The sequence below is a fragment of the Cellvibrio mixtus subsp. mixtus J3-8 genome, assembly GCF_000766945.1.
GTDB classification, from domain to species: Bacteria; Pseudomonadota; Gammaproteobacteria; order Pseudomonadales; family Cellvibrionaceae; genus Cellvibrio; species Cellvibrio mixtus_A.
The window spans coordinates 1-20,895 of record NZ_ALBT01000058.1 but is presented as its reverse complement, the minus strand read 5'-3'; the positions used below and the strand labels follow the sequence as shown (position 1 = coordinate 20,895).

At 47.5% G+C, this 20,895-nt stretch carries 33 protein-coding genes; 2 read left to right on the top strand and 31 right to left on the bottom strand.

Annotation, left to right across the window (positions count from 1 at the left end; genetic code table 11):
- Complete coding sequence (locus A596_RS02990; RefSeq protein WP_039912594.1) at window positions 1-1,011, top strand: response regulator; 1,011 nt, start codon at window positions 1-3, stop codon at window positions 1,009-1,011.
- Between the two features lie 125 nt (window positions 1,012-1,136).
- Here the strand turns inward: A596_RS02990 and ssb are convergent, their stop codons facing one another.
- A complete protein-coding gene (gene ssb / locus A596_RS02985; RefSeq protein WP_039912694.1) occupies window positions 1,137-1,754 on the bottom strand; it encodes a single-stranded DNA-binding protein in 618 nt (205 codons plus the stop codon).
- 97 nt (window positions 1,755-1,851) lie between these two features.
- A complete protein-coding gene (locus A596_RS02980) occupies window positions 1,852-3,228 on the bottom strand; it encodes an MFS transporter (protein ID WP_052417182.1) in 1,377 nt (458 codons plus the stop codon).
- Between the two features lie 211 nt (window positions 3,229-3,439).
- Here A596_RS02980 and uvrA point away from each other — a divergent pair, with 211 nt between their 5' ends.
- Window positions 3,440-6,313, top strand: a complete 2,874-nt coding sequence (uvrA, locus tag A596_RS02975) for an excinuclease ABC subunit UvrA (protein WP_039912593.1) — start codon at window positions 3,440-3,442, stop codon at window positions 6,311-6,313.
- Window positions 6,314-6,707: 394 nt separating this feature from the next.
- Here the strand turns inward: uvrA and rplQ are convergent, their stop codons facing one another.
- The 29 genes from rplQ to A596_RS22540 all read right to left on the bottom strand — a co-directional run.
- Window positions 6,708-7,100, bottom strand: a complete 393-nt coding sequence (rplQ, locus tag A596_RS02970; protein WP_039912592.1) for a 50S ribosomal protein L17 — start codon at window positions 7,098-7,100, stop codon at window positions 6,708-6,710.
- A gap of 135 nt (window positions 7,101-7,235) precedes the next feature.
- Window positions 7,236-8,222, bottom strand: a complete 987-nt coding sequence (locus A596_RS02965; RefSeq protein WP_039912591.1) for a DNA-directed RNA polymerase subunit alpha — start codon at window positions 8,220-8,222, stop codon at window positions 7,236-7,238.
- 26 nt (window positions 8,223-8,248) lie between these two features.
- Window positions 8,249-8,869, bottom strand: a complete 621-nt coding sequence (gene rpsD, locus A596_RS02960) for a 30S ribosomal protein S4 (RefSeq protein WP_039912589.1) — start codon at window positions 8,867-8,869, stop codon at window positions 8,249-8,251.
- 15 nt (window positions 8,870-8,884) lie between these two features.
- Window positions 8,885-9,280 carry a 30S ribosomal protein S11 gene (gene rpsK / locus A596_RS02955; RefSeq protein WP_039912588.1) on the bottom strand — a complete coding sequence of 132 codons (396 nt, stop codon included), beginning with the start codon at window positions 9,278-9,280 and terminating at the stop codon, window positions 8,885-8,887.
- Window positions 9,281-9,334: 54 nt separating this feature from the next.
- The gene (gene rpsM / locus A596_RS02950) at window positions 9,335-9,691 is read right to left on the bottom strand and encodes a 30S ribosomal protein S13 (RefSeq protein WP_039912587.1); all 357 of its coding nucleotides are present in this window, start codon (window positions 9,689-9,691) and stop codon (window positions 9,335-9,337) included.
- A gap of 236 nt (window positions 9,692-9,927) precedes the next feature.
- Window positions 9,928-10,044, bottom strand: a complete 117-nt coding sequence (gene rpmJ / locus A596_RS02945; RefSeq protein ID WP_039912586.1) for a 50S ribosomal protein L36 — start codon at window positions 10,042-10,044, stop codon at window positions 9,928-9,930.
- A gap of 22 nt (window positions 10,045-10,066) precedes the next feature.
- Entirely contained in the window at window positions 10,067-11,404 is a 1,338-nt protein-coding gene (secY, locus tag A596_RS02940; RefSeq protein WP_039912585.1) for a preprotein translocase subunit SecY, read from the bottom strand.
- A gap of 10 nt (window positions 11,405-11,414) precedes the next feature.
- On the bottom strand, window positions 11,415-11,849 hold the full coding sequence (gene rplO, locus A596_RS02935) for a 50S ribosomal protein L15 (RefSeq protein ID WP_039912584.1): 435 nt from the start codon (window positions 11,847-11,849) through the stop codon (window positions 11,415-11,417).
- Window position 11,850: 1 nt separating this feature from the next.
- Window positions 11,851-12,036 (bottom strand): 50S ribosomal protein L30, encoded by a 186-nt coding sequence (gene rpmD, locus A596_RS02930; RefSeq protein WP_039912583.1) that lies wholly within the window; start codon window positions 12,034-12,036, stop codon window positions 11,851-11,853.
- 35 nt (window positions 12,037-12,071) lie between these two features.
- The gene (gene rpsE, locus A596_RS02925; protein WP_039912582.1) at window positions 12,072-12,581 is read right to left on the bottom strand and encodes a 30S ribosomal protein S5; all 510 of its coding nucleotides are present in this window, start codon (window positions 12,579-12,581) and stop codon (window positions 12,072-12,074) included.
- Between the two features lie 9 nt (window positions 12,582-12,590).
- Window positions 12,591-12,941 (bottom strand): 50S ribosomal protein L18, encoded by a 351-nt coding sequence (gene rplR / locus A596_RS02920; RefSeq protein WP_039912581.1) that lies wholly within the window; start codon window positions 12,939-12,941, stop codon window positions 12,591-12,593.
- A gap of 9 nt (window positions 12,942-12,950) precedes the next feature.
- Complete coding sequence (rplF, locus tag A596_RS02915) at window positions 12,951-13,484, bottom strand: 50S ribosomal protein L6 (RefSeq protein ID WP_039912580.1); 534 nt, start codon at window positions 13,482-13,484, stop codon at window positions 12,951-12,953.
- Window positions 13,485-13,497: 13 nt separating this feature from the next.
- A complete protein-coding gene (gene rpsH, locus A596_RS02910) occupies window positions 13,498-13,890 on the bottom strand; it encodes a 30S ribosomal protein S8 (RefSeq protein WP_039912578.1) in 393 nt (130 codons plus the stop codon).
- Between the two features lie 30 nt (window positions 13,891-13,920).
- Window positions 13,921-14,226, bottom strand: coding sequence for a 30S ribosomal protein S14 (gene rpsN / locus A596_RS02905; RefSeq protein ID WP_039912577.1), 306 nt, complete (start codon window positions 14,224-14,226; stop codon window positions 13,921-13,923).
- 9 nt (window positions 14,227-14,235) lie between these two features.
- Complete coding sequence (gene rplE, locus A596_RS02900; protein WP_039912576.1) at window positions 14,236-14,775, bottom strand: 50S ribosomal protein L5; 540 nt, start codon at window positions 14,773-14,775, stop codon at window positions 14,236-14,238.
- A gap of 6 nt (window positions 14,776-14,781) precedes the next feature.
- Window positions 14,782-15,099, bottom strand: coding sequence for a 50S ribosomal protein L24 (gene rplX / locus A596_RS02895; RefSeq protein WP_039912575.1), 318 nt, complete (start codon window positions 15,097-15,099; stop codon window positions 14,782-14,784).
- Between the two features lie 36 nt (window positions 15,100-15,135).
- Window positions 15,136-15,504 carry a 50S ribosomal protein L14 gene (rplN, locus tag A596_RS02890; RefSeq protein ID WP_007644480.1) on the bottom strand — a complete coding sequence of 123 codons (369 nt, stop codon included), beginning with the start codon at window positions 15,502-15,504 and terminating at the stop codon, window positions 15,136-15,138.
- A gap of 39 nt (window positions 15,505-15,543) precedes the next feature.
- Window positions 15,544-15,810, bottom strand: coding sequence for a 30S ribosomal protein S17 (gene rpsQ / locus A596_RS02885; RefSeq protein ID WP_039912573.1), 267 nt, complete (start codon window positions 15,808-15,810; stop codon window positions 15,544-15,546).
- Between the two features lie 2 nt (window positions 15,811-15,812).
- Entirely contained in the window at window positions 15,813-16,004 is a 192-nt protein-coding gene (gene rpmC / locus A596_RS02880) for a 50S ribosomal protein L29 (protein WP_039912572.1), read from the bottom strand.
- Entirely contained in the window at window positions 16,004-16,417 is a 414-nt protein-coding gene (gene rplP, locus A596_RS02875) for a 50S ribosomal protein L16 (RefSeq protein WP_039912571.1), read from the bottom strand. The genes rpmC and rplP overlap by 1 nt, the downstream gene beginning before the upstream one ends.
- Window positions 16,418-16,429: 12 nt before the next feature.
- Complete coding sequence (gene rpsC, locus A596_RS02870; RefSeq protein WP_039912570.1) at window positions 16,430-17,110, bottom strand: 30S ribosomal protein S3; 681 nt, start codon at window positions 17,108-17,110, stop codon at window positions 16,430-16,432.
- An 11-nt stretch (window positions 17,111-17,121) separates the two neighbouring features.
- On the bottom strand, window positions 17,122-17,454 hold the full coding sequence (rplV, locus tag A596_RS02865; RefSeq protein ID WP_039912569.1) for a 50S ribosomal protein L22: 333 nt from the start codon (window positions 17,452-17,454) through the stop codon (window positions 17,122-17,124).
- A 12-nt stretch (window positions 17,455-17,466) separates the two neighbouring features.
- Window positions 17,467-17,745 carry a 30S ribosomal protein S19 gene (gene rpsS, locus A596_RS02860; protein WP_039912567.1) on the bottom strand — a complete coding sequence of 93 codons (279 nt, stop codon included), beginning with the start codon at window positions 17,743-17,745 and terminating at the stop codon, window positions 17,467-17,469.
- 34 nt (window positions 17,746-17,779) lie between these two features.
- On the bottom strand, window positions 17,780-18,607 hold the full coding sequence (rplB, locus tag A596_RS02855; protein WP_039912566.1) for a 50S ribosomal protein L2: 828 nt from the start codon (window positions 18,605-18,607) through the stop codon (window positions 17,780-17,782).
- A gap of 13 nt (window positions 18,608-18,620) precedes the next feature.
- Window positions 18,621-18,917, bottom strand: a complete 297-nt coding sequence (gene rplW / locus A596_RS02850) for a 50S ribosomal protein L23 (RefSeq protein ID WP_039912565.1) — start codon at window positions 18,915-18,917, stop codon at window positions 18,621-18,623.
- The gene (gene rplD / locus A596_RS02845) at window positions 18,914-19,528 is read right to left on the bottom strand and encodes a 50S ribosomal protein L4 (protein WP_039912564.1); all 615 of its coding nucleotides are present in this window, start codon (window positions 19,526-19,528) and stop codon (window positions 18,914-18,916) included. Before rplD ends, rplW begins: the two co-directional genes overlap by 4 nt.
- Window positions 19,529-19,548: 20 nt before the next feature.
- Complete coding sequence (gene rplC, locus A596_RS02840) at window positions 19,549-20,193, bottom strand: 50S ribosomal protein L3 (RefSeq protein ID WP_039912563.1); 645 nt, start codon at window positions 20,191-20,193, stop codon at window positions 19,549-19,551.
- 103 nt (window positions 20,194-20,296) lie between these two features.
- Entirely contained in the window at window positions 20,297-20,608 is a 312-nt protein-coding gene (gene rpsJ / locus A596_RS02835) for a 30S ribosomal protein S10 (protein WP_007644456.1), read from the bottom strand.
- A gap of 209 nt (window positions 20,609-20,817) precedes the next feature.
- A partial coding sequence (locus tag A596_RS22540) for an EF-Tu C-terminal domain-related protein (RefSeq protein ID WP_084127974.1) occupies window positions 20,818-20,895 on the bottom strand: 78 nt, incomplete at its 5' end.

Sequence of the window (20,895 nt, the reverse complement as noted above, 5' to 3'; positions counted from 1 at the left end):
ATGACTGAAACAAATTCTATTTTTGCGCAGCAAGATATCCGCCCGAAATTACTGCTCGTGGATGATGAACCCGTTAACCTGCAAGTATTGAAACAAATCTTGCAGCAGGATTATCGTTTACTCTTTGCGCGCGATGGCGAAAAAGCATTAAGCCTCGCCATCAATGAAAAACCGGATTTGATTTTGCTGGATATTATGATGCCGGGCATTACCGGGTTGGAAACCTGCAAGCAACTTAAAAGCAATTCAACTACCCAGCATATTCCAGTGATATTTGTTACCGCCCTCGCAGAAACACGTGATGAAGCCGAAGGTTTTCATGCGGGCTGTGTGGATTACATTACCAAACCCGTAAGTCCACCTATTGTGTTGGCCCGCGTTAAAACACAACTTTCGCTGGTGAGCATCGACACACTGCGTGAGACGCGTTTGCAAGTTATCCATCGTCTTGGCCGCGCCGCCGAATACAAAGATAACGAAACTGGCTTGCATGTTATTCGCATGAGCCATTACTCAAAGGAAATAGCACTCGCTGCCGGAATGAACGCCGTCGATGCGGAAGAATTATTAAATGCAGCGCCGATGCACGACATCGGAAAAATTGGAATCCCCGATGCCATTTTGCAAAAGCCCGGCAAGCTCACACCGGACGAATGGGAAATCATGAAAAGTCATACGGAAATTGGCGCAACTATTATTGGTGACGACAATTCCAATCTCTTAAAAATCGCGCGCATTATCGCGCTTAACCATCACGAAAAATGGGATGGTTCCGGTTACCCCAAAGGCCTTGTTGGTGAAACAATTCCCATCGAAGCACGCATAGTCGCCATCGCCGATGTATTTGATGCACTCACCAGTGTTCGCCCCTATAAAACGGCGTGGACGATTGAAGAGGCAACGCGTTATATCGAGCAGGAAGCCGGCAAACATTTTGACCCCGCCCTGGTAAAAGCATTTAGTGAAGCACTGCCTAAAATAATAGCGATTCGCGCAACATTATTGGATTAGCGTGATGGTTGGTGAATGTATTAACCAACCAGTGTTCGAAACCATTTATCATGCGCAAAATTCCTACCCCAAAAATGAAAAAACCACGCAATGCGTGGCTTTAAATAATTTTTCTGTTGCAAAAATCAGAACGGAATATCGTCATCAAATGAATCAAAACCACCTGCCGGGGGCGCATTGTGTTGTTGTGCCGGTGGTTGGTTATATTGCGGTTTTGGCGCCTGGTTGAAATTGCGGTTCGCTTGTGCCGGTTGTTGTGCGTAACCACCCTGGGCAGGCTGATTATATCCACCCCCCCCCTGGCCGTAACCGCCGTTGTCAGGGCCATTGTTGTATTGCGGAGTTTGGTCAAAAGCACCCATCGCAGCAGCAGCCCCCATACCCTGGCCTGCACCGGTGTTATCTCCACGACCATCAAGCATTTGCATTTCGCTGGCGACAATCTCGGTGGTGTAACGATCCGAACCATCTTGTGCTTGCCACTTGCGCGTGCGCAATGAACCTTCGATATAAACCTTGCTACCCTTACGCAAATACTCGCCGGCGATTTCGCCCAGGCGATTGAAGAACACCACGCGGTGCCATTCAGTGCGCTCTTGTGGCTGGCCGGTATTTTTGTCCTTCCATGTCTCCGAGGTTGCGACGCTAACATTGGTCACTGCGCCACCAGAGGGCATATATTTCACTTCAGGGTCCTGCCCGATATTGCCGATCAAAATTACTTTGTTAATACCGCGAGCCATAATAAATTCCTCTTGAGTTACCGTGTATCCGCCGTCTGTTTTTTGCATGCCGGCGGCATTCAGATTAATCGATGATCCCCTTGCAGGGGCTTGCACTTTACACCTGGTCGACTATCGCCGCCAGCGTTTTGCGATCCACCCGCCGCTGGTCCACCTTCAGGTAAGCAGTGTCTTCCGAGGTTACGATAACCACTTCGGCTACGCCGTCTACCGCGCGCAATTTTGCGGCGATTTGCTGGTGATCGCGCCCGCGCAATGGAATCAATACGCTGGCCAGGAAGTGCGGTGGTTTCATCGACCAGGCCACTGCCAGCCAGATCACTACCAATACACTGTTGAGCAAGAACACGGCGTTAATGCCATGATGCTGTAACAGCCAACCACCCAAAGCCCCACCGCCAAACACTCCCAGCACCTGGCAGGTTGAATAGATTCCTGTTGCAGTGCCTTTGGCACCTGCCGGTGCGATTTTGCTGACCATGGAAGGCTGGGTAGCTTCCAGCACATTGAAGGCGATAAAGAATACAAACAACACCAGCAGTGCCAATATCAAATGCGTGGATACCAGCATCAGCGCCAATTCGGAAATCAATAACAAACCAACAGCCAACAAAAATACGCTTTTAATTTTGCGGCGTTTTTCGGCGATGATGACAAACGGCAGCATCAACATAAATGCGAACGCGAGCAGCGGGAAATAAATCAAACCGTGGTATTCACGCGCGATTTTCAGTTGATCTTGCAATACTAATGGCAGCACAACAAAGCTGGACATGAGCACAAAATGCAGGACGAAAATCCCCACATTCAAACGCAATAATTGTGGATGCTTAAGCGTGCCCCACAGCAGATTGGGAACGGCGACGGCCTCCCGCTTGGGAACGGATGTTTTAGCCACGTCGGGAACCAGCTTCAGCAAAATATAAACCCCGACCAATCCCAATATGGCGGTTAACCAGAAAATCGCACCCACCCCACCCCAGCTCGCCAACAGCGGACCAACCGTCATCGCCACCGAAAAAGAAACACCAATAGACGCACCAATGGTTGCCATGGCTTTAGTGCGGTTTTCGTCAGAGGTTAGGTCGGTCAGCAATGCCATCACTACCGCAGAAATCGCACCGCCACCTTGCAAGAAGCGACCAATGATCAACCCATAAACGGAATCCGCAAGCGCGGCTACCACACTACCGAGCGTAAATATAATTAGCCCGATCAAAATTAATGGCTTACGCCCGATGCGATCCGACAAGACGCCAAAAGGGATTTGTAACAGGGCCTGGCTAAATCCATAAGCACCTAACGCAACTCCCAGTAAAAACGGGCTGTGATGGGCATATTCAGTGCCGTAAACCGCCAATACCGGCAACAGCATAAAGAGGCCAAGCATGCGAAAGGTGTAAAGCGCAGCGAGGGAATAAACGACTTTGCGCTCAAATGGCAGAGGAGCAGAAACGGAATCAGGTTGTTGCATGGCCGGGAATCTTGGGAACTTATTATCAAAAGGGCGGACAGTGTACCAATAGGGGCTATCACCTCACCAGAAATCCCGAAGAAGATTGCGAAAATTGCGGCAATTGTTTTTATCAGCAGGCATAAGAATCTGGACTACTGACATCTGCTGGCAAATGCATTCACGTATAATCGCCCCTCTTTGACCAAACAGCCTTGGTGGAACGCAGTAGATGGACAAAATTATTGTCAGGGGTGCACGCACCCACAACCTCAAAAATATTGACCTGGATATTCCGCGCGACAAACTTGTGGTAATTACCGGCCCTTCCGGTTCGGGCAAATCCTCACTCGCGTTCGACACCCTATACGCTGAAGGCCAGCGTCGCTATGTGGAATCATTATCCACCTACGCGCGCCAGTTTTTATCAATGATGGAAAAGCCGGATGTCGATCACGTGGAAGGCTTGAGCCCCGCGATTTCGATTGAGCAGAAATCTACCTCGCATAACCCTCGCTCCACAGTCGGCACCATCACCGAAATTTACGATTACTTGCGTTTGCTTTACGCCCGTGTAGGCGAGCCACGCTGCCCCGAGCATGGGGCACCACTCACTGCGCAGACTATTAGCGAGATGGTAGATACGGTATTAGCGATGCCGGAAGGCACCAAGCTGATGTTGCTCGCGCCGATCATTCGCGACCGCAAAGGCGAACATTTGCATGTATTTGAGCAACTGAAGCGCGATGGTTTTATCCGCGCACGTATCGACGGCATCCTTTGCGACCTGGACGATACACCAAAGCTCGATAAGAAAAAGAAACACACCGTTGAAGTGGTTATCGACCGCTTTAAAGTGCGCGAGGATTTAAAACTGCGCCTGGCAGAATCATTTGAAACAGCACTGAACTTATCCGAAGGTATCGCATGCATTAATTACATGGATGGCGAAGGACCAGATCGCCTTTTTTCTTCCAAACACGCCTGCCCGATTTGCGATTATAGCCTGAGCGAATTGGAGCCACGTCTCTTCTCGTTTAACAACCCTGCCGGCGCCTGTCCTACTTGCGATGGTTTGGGCGTACATCAATTTTTTGATGAAGATAAAGTTATCCAGGACCCGACGCTTAGCCTGTCCGACGGGGCTATCCGAGGCTGGGATAAACGCAATGTTTATTACTTCCACATGCTGGCATCGCTTGCCAAGCATTATGGCTTCAATGTCGATACCGCCTGGTCGAAACTAAAAGCAAAACAGCGTGAGGCCGTACTTTATGGTTCAGGCGATGAAACGATTGAATTTAATTACATCAATGATCGCGGTGATGTGTACAAACGCAGCCATACATTCGAAGGCGTTTTGCCGAACATGGAGCGACGTTATCGCGATACAGAATCCAATTCAGTGCGCGAAGACCTGATTAAATTCCTATCGACCCAACCTTGCCCGGAATGTGATGGCACTCGTTTGCGCATTGAAGCACGCAATGTGTTTATCGATGAACGCCCGCTACCCAAGATCACTGAAATGCCCGTAGCGGATGCGTATGCTTACTACATGAAACTCAGTTTCACTGGTCGCAAGGCAGGTATTGCCGATAAGATTCTTAAAGAACTGCGGGATCGCTTTCGCTTTTTGGTCGATGTTGGCCTGAATTACCTGACATTGAATCGTAGTGCTGAAACTTTATCTGGTGGTGAAGCGCAGCGAATTCGTCTTGCCAGCCAAATTGGTGCTGGCCTTGTTGGTGTTATGTATATCCTTGATGAGCCCTCTATCGGCTTGCATCAACGCGATAATGAACGATTACTGAAGACACTCACCCATTTGCGCGATATCGGCAATACGGTGATTGTGGTCGAACACGATGAGGATGCTATCCGCCTTGCCGACCATGTAATCGATATTGGTCCGGGTGCTGGCGTGCACGGCGGCCAGGTAATCGCACAAGGAAATGTAAAAGCAATTATGGCCAACAAGAATTCGATCACAGGCCAATACCTCAGTGGTACCAAAGAAATCGCAGTACCAGCCAAACGCAACCCGGTAGACCCGAAACAAATGTTGCGATTGATCGGAGCCAAAGGCAATAACTTGCAAAACGTTACGCTGGAAATTCCTGTTGGATTGATGACCTGCGTAACCGGTGTGTCTGGCTCGGGGAAATCCACGCTTATCAATGCGACCCTGCATCCATTGGCAGCCACTGAGCTCAATGGCGCAACCACACTTGATCCAGCTGAATATGAAGAAATTCAGGGACTGGATTTATTTGATAAATGTGTGGATATCGACCAAAGCCCGATCGGTCGCACGCCGCGCTCAAACCCGGCAACGTACACCGGTATATTCACACCAATCCGGGAATTATTTGCAGCCACGCAGGAATCCCGCTCACGCGGCTATCAACCTGGCCGCTTCAGCTTCAACGTAAAAGGCGGACGCTGTGAAGCCTGCCAGGGTGATGGCGTCACAAAAGTAGAAATGCACTTCTTGCCCGATGTTTATGTTCCGTGCGACGTGTGCAAAGGCAAACGTTACAATCGCGAAACACTGGATGTGAAATATAAAAATAAAAACATCAATGAGGTGTTGGATATGACAGTGGAAGACGCACGCGAATTTTTTGATCCGGTTACATCCATCGCCAATAAATTGCAAACATTGATGGACGTAGGCTTGTCCTATATTCGACTGGGGCAATCAGCAACAACACTATCTGGCGGTGAAGCGCAGAGGGTGAAACTTGCGAAAGAATTATCCAAACGCGACACTGGTAAAACACTTTATATTCTCGATGAACCCACCACCGGTTTGCACTTTTACGACATCCAGCAATTGCTAAATGTACTGCACAGGTTACGCGATCATGGAAACACTGTAGTTGTCATTGAGCACAATCTTGATGTAATTAAAACTGCGGACTGGATTGTAGACCTGGGACCGGAAGGAGGCAGCGGCGGAGGGCAGATTATTGCAACCGGAACACCGGAGGAAATCGCTCAACTTGAGCACTCGCACACCGGAAGATTCCTTAAACCAATGCTGAAAATTACCAATACCAAAAAGAAACCTGCAACAAAAACTGCAAAAGCAAAATCGTAATTTAACTCGCCAATCATCCGGCAAATTAAATCACGATTAAAATAAAAAAGGGGCATTGCATCCGCAAGCCCCGTTGCATCCTGCGGCGGGTCAACGATCATCTTGACCGCATCGGCATCCAGCCTAAATCCCATTTTCCATTTGTGACTACATCCGTAAGTCCTTATCCATTCATCAATACTTCCTGTATCGATCAACGTCCTGTGCTGACCATTCTATCAATTTCATAATCAACGGATAGCAGACAAAATCCGAATTATGTGTGAGACATTGACTACAATCATCTCAAATAAAGCGTGATGCGATACCGTAAGCAACAATAAAACTATTTAGTACCGCAAAGAAAAAGGCCAGGCATTTCTGCCTGGCCTTTTTAAAACTGAATATTTTAAAATTATTCAGCGTCTACAGCAGCCTCAAGAGCTTTTGCCGGACGATCAACCAATTCAACATAAGCCATTGGTGCTTTATCGCCAGCACGGAAACCGCATTTCAAAATTCGAACATAACCACCTGGACGAGTGTTATAACGCGGACCAAGCTGGCTGAACAATTTACCTACAGCTTCTTTGCTGTTCAAACGAGCAAACGCCAAACGACGATTCGCAACGCTATCCACTTTTGCCAAAGTAATCAAAGGCTCTGCAAAACGACGCAGCTCTTTTGCTTTTGGCAAAGTAGTTTTAATTAATTCATGCTCAACCAGAGAAATTACCATGTTACGAAACATAGCTTTACGGTGAGAAGCATTACGGCCTAATTGGCGACCAGTAAGACGATGACGCATATTCAAATTCCTTCAAAATGGATTGTTTACACAATCTCGTTAATCACCCGCACCGAAGTGAGTTACGGGCGAACTAATAATAAAACCCTGAATGACTATTGAAAAATTAATAGTCATTCAGGGTTTCGTTGCTTTTTAGTCGTTTCTCAAACTGGCTGGAGGCCAATTTTCCAAACGCATACCCAGAGACAAACCACGCGAAGCGAGAACATCTTTAATCTCGGTCAGCGATTTTTTACCCAGGTTCGGAGTTTTCAACAGCTCAACTTCAGTGCGCTGGATCAAATCACCGATGTAATAAATATTTTCTGCTTTCAAACAGTTTGCTGAACGAACAGTAAGCTCCAGATCATCAACCGGACGCAACAGAATCGGGTCAATAGCCTCTTCTTTTTGCTCTGGTGCAGATTGCTTCTCACCTTCAAGGTCAACAAACACTGCTAATTGTTGTTGCAGAATGGTAGCAGCGCGACGGATAGCTTCCTCAGGATCAATGGTACCGTTGGTTTCCAAATCCAGAATCAATTTATCCAAATCAGTACGCTGCTCAACACGTGCACTTTCAACACTGTAAGCCAAGCGCTTGACAGGGCTGAAAGAAGCATCCAATTGCAAGCGACCGATTGCGCGGCTCTCATCATCATCGCGACGACGGCTGTCAGCAGGCTGATAACCACGGCCACGAGCGATAGTTAAACGCATTTTCAATTCGGTGTTACTAGTGATATTGGCAATCACATGATCCGGATTTTTAATCTCCACATCATGATCAACCTGAATATCGGCAGCAGTTACAACACCAGGACCTTTCTTGCTCAGAGTAAGAACCGCATGATCCTTACCGTGCATAATCACAGCAACACCTTTTAGGTTCAGCAGGATCTCAATAACATCCTCACGAACACCTTCGATTGCACTGTACTCATGCAGCACGCCTTCGATTTCCGCTTCAACAATGGCACAACCGGCCATTGAAGAAAGCAGAATACGACGCAATGCATTGCCTAAAGTATGTCCGAAACCACGCTCCAATGGCTCCAATACAACGCGTGCGCGAGTTGGACCATTTTCTGTTACATCGATATGACGCGGAGTTAAAAATTCGTTTACTGCAGTCTGCATAGCCACACCTGTTAGCGGATCGTCCCTTACTTGGAGTAAAGCTCGACGATGAGGTTCTCGTTGATGTCAGCAGGTAAATCAATGCGATCAGGAACGCGCTTGAATACGCCTTCTTTCTTCTCGCTGTTTACATCAACCCACTCGACGTTGCTGCGCTGACCAGCCAAGTTCAATGCATTTTGTACACGCAATTGCTTTTTAGCTTTTTCACGTACAGCAACTACATCACCAGCACCAACTTGAAAAGACGCAACGTTTACGGTTTTACCGTTAACACTGATAGCTTTATGAGATACCAATTGACGAGATTCTGCGCGAGTAGAACCAAAACCCATGCGATAAACTACGTTATCCAGACGAGCTTCGAGCAACTTCAACAAGTTCTCACCAGTAGCACCTTTACGGCGGGCAGCTTCTTTGTAATAGCCGCGGAATTGCTTTTCAAGGATGCCGTAAATACGACGGACTTTTTGCTTTTCACGCAATTGCACACCGTAGTCAGATAAACGACCACGACGTTGGCCATGCTGGCCAGGAGCAGTTTCAATTTTGCACTTTGAATCCAGTGCACGCGCACCACTTTTCAGGAACAGGTCAGTTCCTTCGCGGCGAGACAGTTTACAAGTTGGTCCAATATAACGAGCCATTTTCTATGCTCCCCCTTATACGCGACGTTTTTTCGGCGGACGGCAGCCGTTGTGAGGAATCGGCGTAACGTCAGTGATGTTGGTAATTTTATAGCCAACATTGTTCAGTGCACGAACCGCTGATTCGCGGCCTGGGCCTGGGCCTTTAACTTCTACGTCAAGGTTTTTCAAACCATATTCTTTTGCCGCTTCACCAGCGCGCTCTGCAGCGACCTGAGCAGCAAAAGGAGTACTCTTACGTGAACCACGGAAACCCGAACCACCAGAAGTTGCCCACGCCAATGCATTGCCCTGGCGATCAGTAATGGTAACGATGGTGTTGTTAAAAGAAGCATGGATGTGCGCAACGCCATCAATTACCGTCTTTTTAACTTTTTTCTTGGCTGTGGTTTTATTACCTGGCTTAGCCATAGCAATTCTTCCTACTAATTTTTACCGTATGTGAATGAGATTCGCGATCAAGGCTTATTTCTTGATTGGTTTACGCGGGCCTTTACGAGTACGAGCGTTAGTTTTTGTACGCTGGCCACGCAATGGCAAACCACGACGATGACGCAGGCCGCGGTAGCAACCCAAGTCCATCAAGCGCTTGATGTTCATGTTAATTTCACGACGCAAATCACCTTCTACGGTGTGTTTGCCTACTTCAGCACGGATTGCATCCATCTGCTCTTCAGACAGAGTGCCAATCTTGGTCTCTTCAGCAATACCGGTAGCAGCACAGATCTGCTTGGCAGTGGTACGGCCAATACCATAGACATAAGTCAACGAGATAACGGCATGTTTGTTATCTGGTATGTTTACACCAGCTATACGAGCCATTCAATTTACTCCAATAACACCTGAATTGTAGCGTTGACAGCATATGAGCCACCCCGCCCCGAACAAAAGGCGCGCAGGATAACTTCAAATACACCTTAAATCAATAGCTGGGCAATTTCTCACCCAACGACAGTCAACGCCCCCTTGCGGCAATACTGCTAATATGAATCATAAAAATTCAGGCAGGTCGCTGATTAGCTGACCTGCCTGAATTTGCTGAAACAATTGAACAGCTATTAGCCTTGACGCTGCTTGTGGCGCGGCTCAACGTTGCAAATCACACGCAAAACACCGTTGCGACGAACCATTTTACAATTGCGACAAATCTTTTTTACGGAAGCACGAACTTTCATGATTCAACCTCTATAACTTGGATTAGCGTGCGTTTCCGCTGCCATATCCTTTTAAATTTGATTTCTTCATCAGTGACTCATACTGATGGGACATCAAGTGCGCTTGTACCTGGGACATAAAATCCATAACTACTACCACTACGATAAGTAATGAGGTTCCACCCAGATAAAAAGGTACACCAGTAGCCACTACAAGAAACTCTGGCAGCAAACAAACAGCCGACATATAGATAGCGCCAACAACAGTCAAACGAGTCAAAACACTATCAATATATTTTGCTGAATGCTCACCCGGGCGAATTCCAGGAATATATGCTCCAGACTTCTTCAGGTTATCTGCCACTTCTTTCGGGTTGAACATCAAAGCCGTATAGAAGAAGCAGAAGAAAGTAATGAGGGCAGCAAAAAGAATGATATACAAAGGCTGACCAGGGCCGATTGCCAAAGCCAGTTCTTGCAACACTTCATTTACAACACCATCACCACCCTGGCCAAACCACTGCGCGATCGATGCAGGGAATAACAAAATACTGCTGGCAAAAATAGCTGGGATTACACCGGCCATATTAATTTTCAGCGGTAAATGGCTGCTCTGTGCAGCGTATCCCTGGCGGCCTTGCTGACGCTTGGCATAATTAACTGTAATGCGACGCTGACCACGCTCAATCCGTACAACAAACCAGATAACAGCAATGGCAAGAATACTTACCACTAACAACGCCAGGATATGCAAATCGCCTTGCCTTGCACTTTCAAATGCCTGACCTATCGCACTCGGCATTCCCGCCACAATACCGGCAAATATCAGCATGGATATACCGTTACCGATACCACGTTCAGTTACCTGCTCACCCAACCACATCATAAACACTGCACCGGTCACCAACGACACAACCGCAATGAAATAGTAGGAAAAGGTTGGCTCACCACCGAACGCATAAGCAGAAAAGCTTACTGCCATGGCTAGCGCCTGAACGGTCGCCAAAACTACGGTGAAATAACGAGTGTACTGGTTGATCTTGCGACGCCCAGCATCACCTTCTTTCTTTAACTGCTCTAAAGAAGGAGTAACCGCCGTAAGCAACTGCATAATAATCGATGCAGAGATATAGGGCATGATACCCAAAGCAAGAATACTCATCCGCTCCAAGGCACCACCGGAAAACATGTTAAACATGCCCAGAATGGTTCCCTGATTTTGATTAAACAGATTTGCAATACGCTCTGGATCTAAACCTGGCACTGGTATGTGAGTACCAATACGATAAATCACTATTGCCAGAAACAAAAAGCGCAGGCGAGCCCAAAGCTCGCCCAAGCCTCTTTGATTTGCTAATGGCAGATTACCTGGAGTTGCCATTCGCGCCTCGTTACTCTTCTACTGTTCCGCCAGCGGCTTCAATCGCTGCTTTAGCACCTTTAGTTACAGCCAGGCCCTTAACAGTGACAGCTTTTTTCACTTCACCAGAAGCGAAAATTTTTGCACGCTTGATAACAGAACTGATCAAACCTGCTTGCTTCAGGGTTTCGATATCAACTACCGAACCTTCCACAGCGTTCAACTCTGACAAACGAATTTCCGCAGTTACCAAACCAATACGTGAAGTAAAACCGTATTTTGGCAAACGGATTTGCAAAGGCATTTGACCGCCTTCGAAACCGGGTCTTACGGAACCGCCTGAGCGAGATTTCAAACCTTTGTGACCACGACCTGCGGTTTTACCCAAGCCGCTACCGATACCACGACCAACACGCTTTTTAGCGTGTACACGGCCTGGTGCCGGGCTCAAAGTATTCAGACGCATCTTATTCCCCTTCTACCTTAACCAGATAGTTGACAACATTGATCATGCCGCGAACTGAAGGAGTATCTTCAACTTCCACAGAGTGACCGATGCGACGTAAACCCAAGCCGCGTACGCAAGCTTTGTGGTTCGCCAGACGATGAGCAGTACTCTTGATCTGGGTCACTTTAATCATTTTCTTAGACATGGTGAATTCCGCCATCTAATAATCGAACTAATCGATTAGTTCAGAATATCTTCAACAGTCTTACCGCGTTTTGCAGCAACTGCTTCAGGTGAAGTCATCTCTTTCAGCGCATTAAACGTTGCACGAACTACGTTTACCGGATTGGTTGAACCGTAGCACTTGGAAAGAACGTTCTGGATACCTGCGATTTCGAGTACGGCACGCATAGCACCGCCAGCGATTACGCCAGTACCTTGTGACGCTGGTTGCATGTAAACTTTTGACGCGCCATGAACACCTTTGGTTGGGTACTGAATGGTATCGCCATTCAGGTCAACAGTAATCATGTTGCGACGTGCAGCTTCCATTGCCTTTTGAATAGCAATAGGAACTTCACGAGCCTTACCGCGGCCAAAACCTACTTTTCCGTTACCATCACCAACAACAGTCAATGCGGTAAATTGGAAGATACGACCACCCTTTACAGTTTTAGCAACACGATTAACTTGAACTAATTTTTCCTGCAAGCCTTCGTTGTTGTCTTCTTCTTTCTTAGCGTATGCCATATCTCACCTTTAGAATTCCAATCCGCCTTCACGCGCTGCATCAGCAAGAGCCTTAACACGGCCGTGGTATTTGAAACCACTGCGGTCGAAAGCTACCTGGGTGATGCCTGCCGCTTTTGCACGCTCTGCTATCAGAGCACCAACAGCTTTTGCAGCTTCAGCGTTACCAGTTTTACCACTGCGCAAATCTTTATCCAGGGTTGAAGCACTCGCGAGTACGCAAGCACCATCACCTGAAATCAGTTGAGCATAGATATGGCGTGGAGAACGGTGAATAGTCAGGCGGGTTGCGCCCAATTCACGAATCTTTGCGCGAGCACGGCGTGCACGGCGAAGACGAGTTTGCTTCTTATCGCTCATATCTTAGCCCTACTTCTTCTTAGCTTCTTTACGCAGTACATTTTCGTCCGAATAACGAACACCTTTACCTTTGTAAGGCTCTGGCTCGCGGAATGAACGAAGTTCAGCAGCAACTTGACCAAGCAATTGCTTGTCACTGCCTTTCAGTACTATCTCGGTCTGACTTGGGGTCTCTACAGTTACACCCTGTGGCAGGGTGTAAACAACTGGATGAGAAAGACCCACAGACAGGTTTACAGTATTGCCTTCTGCTTTAACACGGTAACCAACGCCAACCAGAGTCAATTTTCTTTCGAAACCCTGGCTCACACCTTTAACCATGTTATTGACTAGCGCACGGGTAGTGCCTGCTAGCGCATCTGACTGCTTGGCACCATCACGTGGAGCAAAAGTCAGCACGTTGTTTTCGTGTTTAACTTCTACGTTCGCGTGAATTTGCAGCGCCAATGTACCTTTGCTGCCTTTAACGGACAGAGACTGTCCGTTAAGAGTGACAGTCACTGCAGCAGGTACTTCAACCGGACTTTTTGCAACTCGTGACATGACGATTTCCCAATTAGAATACTGTGCAGAGGACTTCGCCACCTACGCCAGCGGCGCGAGCAGCACGATCAGTCATAACACCTTTACTGGTAGAAACAATAGCGATACCCAAACCACCGCGAACGGTAGGCAGCGCTGTTTTACCAGCATAATTACGCAAACCTGGACGGCTTACGCGGTCAAGCTCAACAATTACTGGCTTGCCTTCAAAATATTTTAATTCAACAGTCAGCTCTTGCTTGGGGCCTTCGCTCACTGAAAAACCAGTTACATAACCCTCATCAGAGAGTACTTTTGCCACGCTTACTTTCAATTTGGAAGAAGGCATGGTTACAGATGCTTTACCTACACTTTGCGCGTTGCGAATGCGGGTCAGCATATCTGCCATAGGATCTTGCATGCTCATCAGATTCTGCTCCTAAAATTAAGCCGAGGCTTACCAGCTGGCCTTAACCAAGCCGGGGACATCGCCACGCATAGCGGCTTCACGCAACTTGTGACGGCACAGGCCGAATTTGCGATAAACACCGTGCGGACGACCAGTTACACGGCAGCGATTACGCTGGCGTGAAGCACTGGCATCACGAGGCATTTTTTGCAGTTTGATTTGCGCTTCCCAAACCTGCTCTTCAGAAGACGCAGGGCTTTGGATAAGTGCTTTCAATTCTGCACGCTTGGCAGCAAATTTTTTAACGGTTTCTGCACGTTTAGCTTCGCGTGCAATCATAGATTTTTTAGCCATGACGCTACCTTAGCCTTTGAAAGGGAAGTTAAACGCTTTCAACAACGCACGACCTTCTTCGTCAGTGCGAGCTGTTGTGGTGATACAAATATCAAGACCACGCAAACGATCTACTTTGTCGTAGTCGATTTCCGGGAAAATAATTTGTTCAGTCACACCCATTGAAAAGTTACCACGACCATCAAATTGCTTTGGACTAATACCGCGGAAATCGCGAATACGAGGAATAGCAATAGTGATCAAACGATCCAGGAATTCGTACATACGATCCGAGCGCAGAGTTACTTTGCAACCAATCGGCCAACCATCACGGATCTTGAAGCCCGCAATTGATTTACGCGCATTGGTAACAACCACTTTCTGACCAGCAATTTTTGTCAGATCATTTACGGCGTTTTCCAGGATTTTCTTGTCGCCAACAGCCTCACCAACACCCATATTAATAGTGATTTTGGTGATCTTTGGCACTTCCATTACGTTCGCCAAACCCAATTCTTCTTTGAGTTTTGGAGCGAGTTCTTTCACGTAAAGTTGTTTTAACCTAGCCATGTTTCATTACGCTCCCAGGGTTTCGCCATTGGATTTGAAAACACGAACTTTGTCGCCATTCTCAAGCACTTTGAAACCAACGCGGTCAGCTTTCTTGGTTGCCGGATTATAAATAGCAACATTGGAAGCGTGAATCGCAGCTTCTTTTTCAACGATTCCACCAGCAACACCCAATTGTGGGTTTGGTTTTTGGTGTTTCTTAATGATATTAACGCCGCTAACAATCAAACGATCTTCAGCCAACACGCGTACCACTTTACCGCGCTTGCCTTTGTCACGTCCGGCGATAACAATCACTTCGTCATCACGTTTAATTTTACGCATTTATCTGCCCTCGACTCTTTGACTTGACTGAGTGCCTTACAGCACTTCTGGAGCCAAAGAAATGATTTTCATAAATTTCTCGCCGCGCAACTCACGAGTTACCGGTCCGAAAATACGGGTACCAATCGGAGCATCTTGGTTGTTCAGCAGTACGGCAGCATTATCGTCAAACTTGATTAATGAACCGTCTTGACGACGCACGCCTTTTTTGGTGCGTACAACAACTGCCTTCATTACTTGGCCCTTCTTCACCTTACCGCGAGGAATTGCTTCCTTAACGGTTACTTTGATGATGTCACCCACGGCTGCATAGCGACGGTGGGAGCCGCCAAGAACCTTGATGCACATGACACGGCGAGCACCGCTGTTGTCAGCAACATCTAAGTAGCTTTCTGTTTGAATCATCGTCCGTCTCCGAAACTGACTTACAAAAGCGCGGAAGTCTTAGACTTCTGAAGCGCGCTCTTCAATTTTCACTAAAGACCAGGTCTTGGTTTTGGATAGGGGACGCGACTCAGAAACAGTCACAAGATCACCTATCTTGCACTCATTATTTTCATCATGAGCGTGAAGCTTGGATGATTTAGTAGTGTATTTGCCATAAAGCTCGTGCTTGACACGACGCTCAATCAACACGGTGATGGTTTTATCCATCTTGTCGCTGACAACTTTGCCAGTCAGTGTACGTGCCACTTTAGTTTCTTGAGTCATCGTTACTTACCTGCCTTTTGACTAAGCGCCGTTTTGATGCGAGCGATGTCTTTACGAACTTGCGACAGCAAGTGCGATTGGTTCAATTGGCCAGTAGAAGCTTGCATACGCAATTTGAACTGCTCTTTCAATTGTTCCAACAAGACGCCATTCAGCTCTTCGACGGATTTTTCGCGGAGTTCTGAAGCTTTCATCACATCACCGAACGTTTAACAAATGTTGTTGTAATTGGCAATTTAGCCGCGGCAAGAGCGAAGGCTTCACGAGCTAATTCCTCGCTTACACCATCCATTTCATAAAGAACTTTGCCAGGACGAATTTGCGCTACCCAGTATTCAACGCCACCTTTACCGCTACCCATACGAACTTCGAGTGGTTTAGCTGTAATCGGCTTATCGGGGAACACACGGATCCAGATTTTACCGCCACGCTTAACGTGACGAGTCATCGCACGACGTGCTGCTTCGATTTGACGCGCAGTAATGCGACCGCGACCAGTTGCTTTCAAGCCAAAATCACCAAAGCTAACTTTGGAGCCACGCTGGGCCAGACCGCGGTTGCGGCCTTTCATCTGCTTGCGAAACTTTGTACGCTTAGGTTGTAACATGATGCGTACCCCTTACTTGGACTTAGCGGCTTTTTTCTTGGACGCAGCTTCGGTTTCAACAACATCACCGATCACTTCGCCTTTGAAAATCCACACTTTCACACCAATGATACCGTAGGTGGTGCTCGCTTCTGCAGTTGCATAATCGATGTCTGCACGCAGAGTGTGCAGAGGCACACGACCTTCGCGATACCATTCACTACGAGCGATCTCGGCACCACCCAAGCGGCCACCCACTTGAATCTTGATGCCTTCAGCGCCTTGACGCATTGCGTTTTGTACCGCGCGCTTCATCGCACGGCGGAACATTACACGACGCTCAAGTTGCTGAGCCACGCCTTGTGCCACTAAAGCTGCATCCAAATCGGGCTTGCGAATCTCTTCAATATTAATATGAACAGGCACGCCCATTTGCTTGCTAACTTCAGCGCGCAACTTATCAACATCTTCACCTTTTTTACCAATCACAATACCTGGACGGGCGGTGTGGATGGTAATGCGCGCAGTATTAGCGGGGCGTTCAATATCAACGCGGCTAACTGACGCACTAGCAAGTTTGTCCTGAATGTACGCACGTACTTTCAAGTCGATGTTGAGTTTGTCTGCGTACTCGGTGCCATCGGCATACCATACAGAAGTATGTTTTTTGATGATCCCAAGACGAATACCGTTTGGATGTACTTTCTGACCCATAACGCGCTCTCTTACTTATCGGCTACTTTAACGGTGATGTGACAAGTACGCTTGGTAATACGATCAGCACGGCCTTTGGCACGTGGCTTAATGCGCTTCAGGCTTACACCCTCATCCACAAAAATCGTTTTTACTTTCAACTCATCAACATCAGCGCCTTCGTTATGCTCAGCATTTGCAATTGCAGATTCGAGCACTTTCTTGATAATCGCTGCACCCTTTTTGGTACTGAATGCAAGGATATCAAGCGCGTCTTCAACGCCTTTACCGCGAATTTGATCAGCAACCAAACGCGCTTTTTGCGCCGACAGACGAGCACCGCTTAATTTTGCTGCTACTTCCATCGTATACCTCGATTAGCGTTTTTTCGCTTTCTTATCAGCGGCATGGCCACGATAAGTGCGGGTTGCGGCAAATTCGCCAAGCTTATGGCCAACCATTTCTTCGTTAACCAAAACCGGAACATGTTGACGACCGTTGTGCACAGCCAATGTCAAACCCACCATTTCCGGCATAATCATGGAACGGCGAGACCAAGTTTTGATTGGACGACGATCATTGCTCGCGATCGCGGCCTCGACCTTCTTAATCAGGTGAAGGTCGATGAAAGGACCTTTTTTCAGTGAACGTGGCACTGTCTCTTCCTCTATTCAGCTGTTAAGTCGGCGCTTATTTCTTGTCGCGACGACGAACAATCATGTTATCGGTGCGCTTGTTACTGCGCGTTTTGTAACCCTTGGTTGGAACACCCCACGGTGATACCGGGTGACGACCACCAGAAGTACGACCCTCACCACCACCCATAGGGTGATCGACCGGGTTCATTGCAACACCGCGAACAGTAGGACGAATGCCTAACCAGCGCTTGGCACCAGCTTTACCCAATGAACGCAAATTGTGTTCATTGTTTGAAACCTCACCAAGCGTTGCACGACAATCACTCAAGACCTTGCGCATTTCACCGCTGCGCAAACGCAAAGTTGCGTAAGCACCATCGCGCGCTACCAACTGGACAGAAGCACCAGCAGAACGAGCAACTTGAGCACCTTTACCAGGCTTTAACTCAACACAGTGAATGACACTACCCAACGGGATGTTACGGATTGGCAGGGTATTGCCTACCTTAATAGCAGCAGCATTGCCCGACTCAATTTTGTCACCAGCGCTCAAACCTTTGGGCGCAATAATGTAGCGACGCTCTCCATCTGCATAACAAACAAGAGCAATATAAGCGGTACGATTTGGATCGTATTCAATACGCTCTACAGTTGCAGGGATACCGTCTTTGTTACGACGGAAATCGACTACACGGTAATGTTGCTTATGACCGCCGCCAACATGGCGAGTAGTAATACGACCGGTATTGTTGCGACCACCTGACTTGGATTTTTTATCCAACAAAGGTGCGTAGGGTTCACCCTTATGCAAATCCGGATTAACAACTTTTACTACAAAGCGACGACCAGGAGAGGTTGGCTTAGTTTTTACAAGTGGCATATCAACGTTCCCCTTACTCAGCTACCGCAAAGTCGATTTCTTGACCTTGCTCAAGACGTACATACGCTTTTTTCCAATCGGATCTTTTTCCGATTCCATGGCGAGTACGCTTGGTTTTGCCTTTAACGTTCAATACACGCACAGACTCAACTTTAGCGTTGAACAGTGCCTGAACTGCGGCTTTAATTTCCAATTTATTGGCATCACCCAACACTTTGAAAACCACTTGGTTACTAGTTTCGCCAGCTGCTGCAGTCTTCTCAGACACCACTGGACCTAACAACACTTTATAAATGCGTTCTTGGTTCATCCCAGGATCTCCTCGATTTTCTTCAGCGCAGGAACGGTAACGATAACCTTGTCGAAACCGATCAAACTCACCGGATCAACACCCTGAACATCAATCACGCCAACCTTGTACAAGTTGCGTGAAGCCAGGAACAGGTTTTCGCTCAATTCTTCGGTAACAATCAAGGCTTCAGTTAGATTGAACTGAGCTAATTTTTGTACCAGAGCTTTAGTTTTTGGCGCATCAACATCAAAGCTTTCAACAACAATCAAACGGTCCTGACGATTAAGTTCGGACAAGATGCACTGCAGAGCAGCACGATACATTTTCTTGTTAAGCTTTTGCTCGAAGTTGCGAGGCTTGGCAGCAAAAGTAGCACCGCCGCCACGCCAGATTGGACTACGAATAGTACCAGCACGAGCACGGCCAGTACCTTTTTGACGCCAAGGCTTTTTACCACCACCAGATACTTCTGCACGAGTTTTTTGCGCTTTAGTACCTTGACGAGCACCTGCCAAATAGGCAACAACTGTCTGATGAACCAAATCTTGGTTGAACTCTCTACCGAAGGCCACTTCAGATACCGTAACAGTACCCTGTGTGCCACCGGGATTAACAATTTTTAATTCCATGGTCATTTCCCCTCGGACACTTAAGCGTTAGAGCGCGCTTTAACAGCAGGACGCACAATAACGTCACCACCAGGAGCACCAGGAATAGCACCCTTAACAAGAATCAGGTTACGCTCAACATCAATGCGAACGATCTCAAGATTCTGAACGGTTACGCGCTCAGCACCCAAGTGACCAGACATTTTCTTGTTTTTGAATACGCGACCAGGAGATTGACACTGACCGTTAGAACCGGGAACACGATGTGAACGCGAGTTGCCGTGAGTGGCATCTTGCATATTGAAGTTCCAACGCTTAACAGTACCAGCGAAACCTTTACCCTTTGAAGTGCCAGTAACATCAATGATTTGACCTGCAGCGAATGCTTCTACAGTAATTGATGCACCAACTTCGAATGCTTCTTGAGCATCGTTGCGCAATTCCCAAACACCGCGACCTGCTTCAACATTAGCTTTAGCGAAGTGACCGGCTTCGGACTTGGCAACACGGGAGGCACGACGAGAACCAATGGTTACTTGCACAGCAGCATAACCATCATTTTCGACGCTCTTAACCTGAGTAATGCGATTAGGTTCAACCTCAATCACAGAAACAGGGATGGAAACACCATCATCGGTAAATACACGAGTCATACCGCTTTTGCGGCCGACAATACCAATCGTCATTTTACTAACCTCTTAGTGTACGGGGCTTTTACCCGCTATGGCCGCCCATTTCAGAGCGTTACACAGTCCGGAACACACATGCGTCCGAACCTTAAACATTTACTTAGCCGAGACTAATTTGAACTTCAACACCAGCAGCCAGATCCAGCTTCATAAGTGCATCAACAGTTTTTTCAGTAGGCTCAACAATATCCAGCAAACGCTTATGTGTACGGATCTCGTATTGATCACGCGCGTCTTTATTAACGTGCGGGGAAATCAATACAGTGAAGCGCTCTTTACGAGTCGGCAGCGGAATCGGACCGCGCACTTGAGCACCTGTACGCTTTGCTGTTTCAACAATCTCTTGGGTAGAGGCGTCGATAAGCTTGTGATCAAAAGCCTTCAGGCGAATTCTAATGCGTTGATTCTGCATGTGAACCAAACTCCAGTTGTTTGTTTAAAGAACTTCCAGTAAGCCAGAGTAAAACCACCCCGGCGAAAGGAGGCGCAATTCTAAGGGCGGTTTATTGACCTGTCAACAAATAAACAGAAGAACTGCAATTATTTTGATCAAATCAAAAAGCGCTCGCTTTATAAAATAAAAGGCGGGCATATTGCCCGCCTTTCTATCATCCGGATTAATTACTGGATGATTTTGGCAACAACGCCAGCACCAACAGTACGACCACCTTCACGAATAGCGAAGCGCAAACCTTCTTC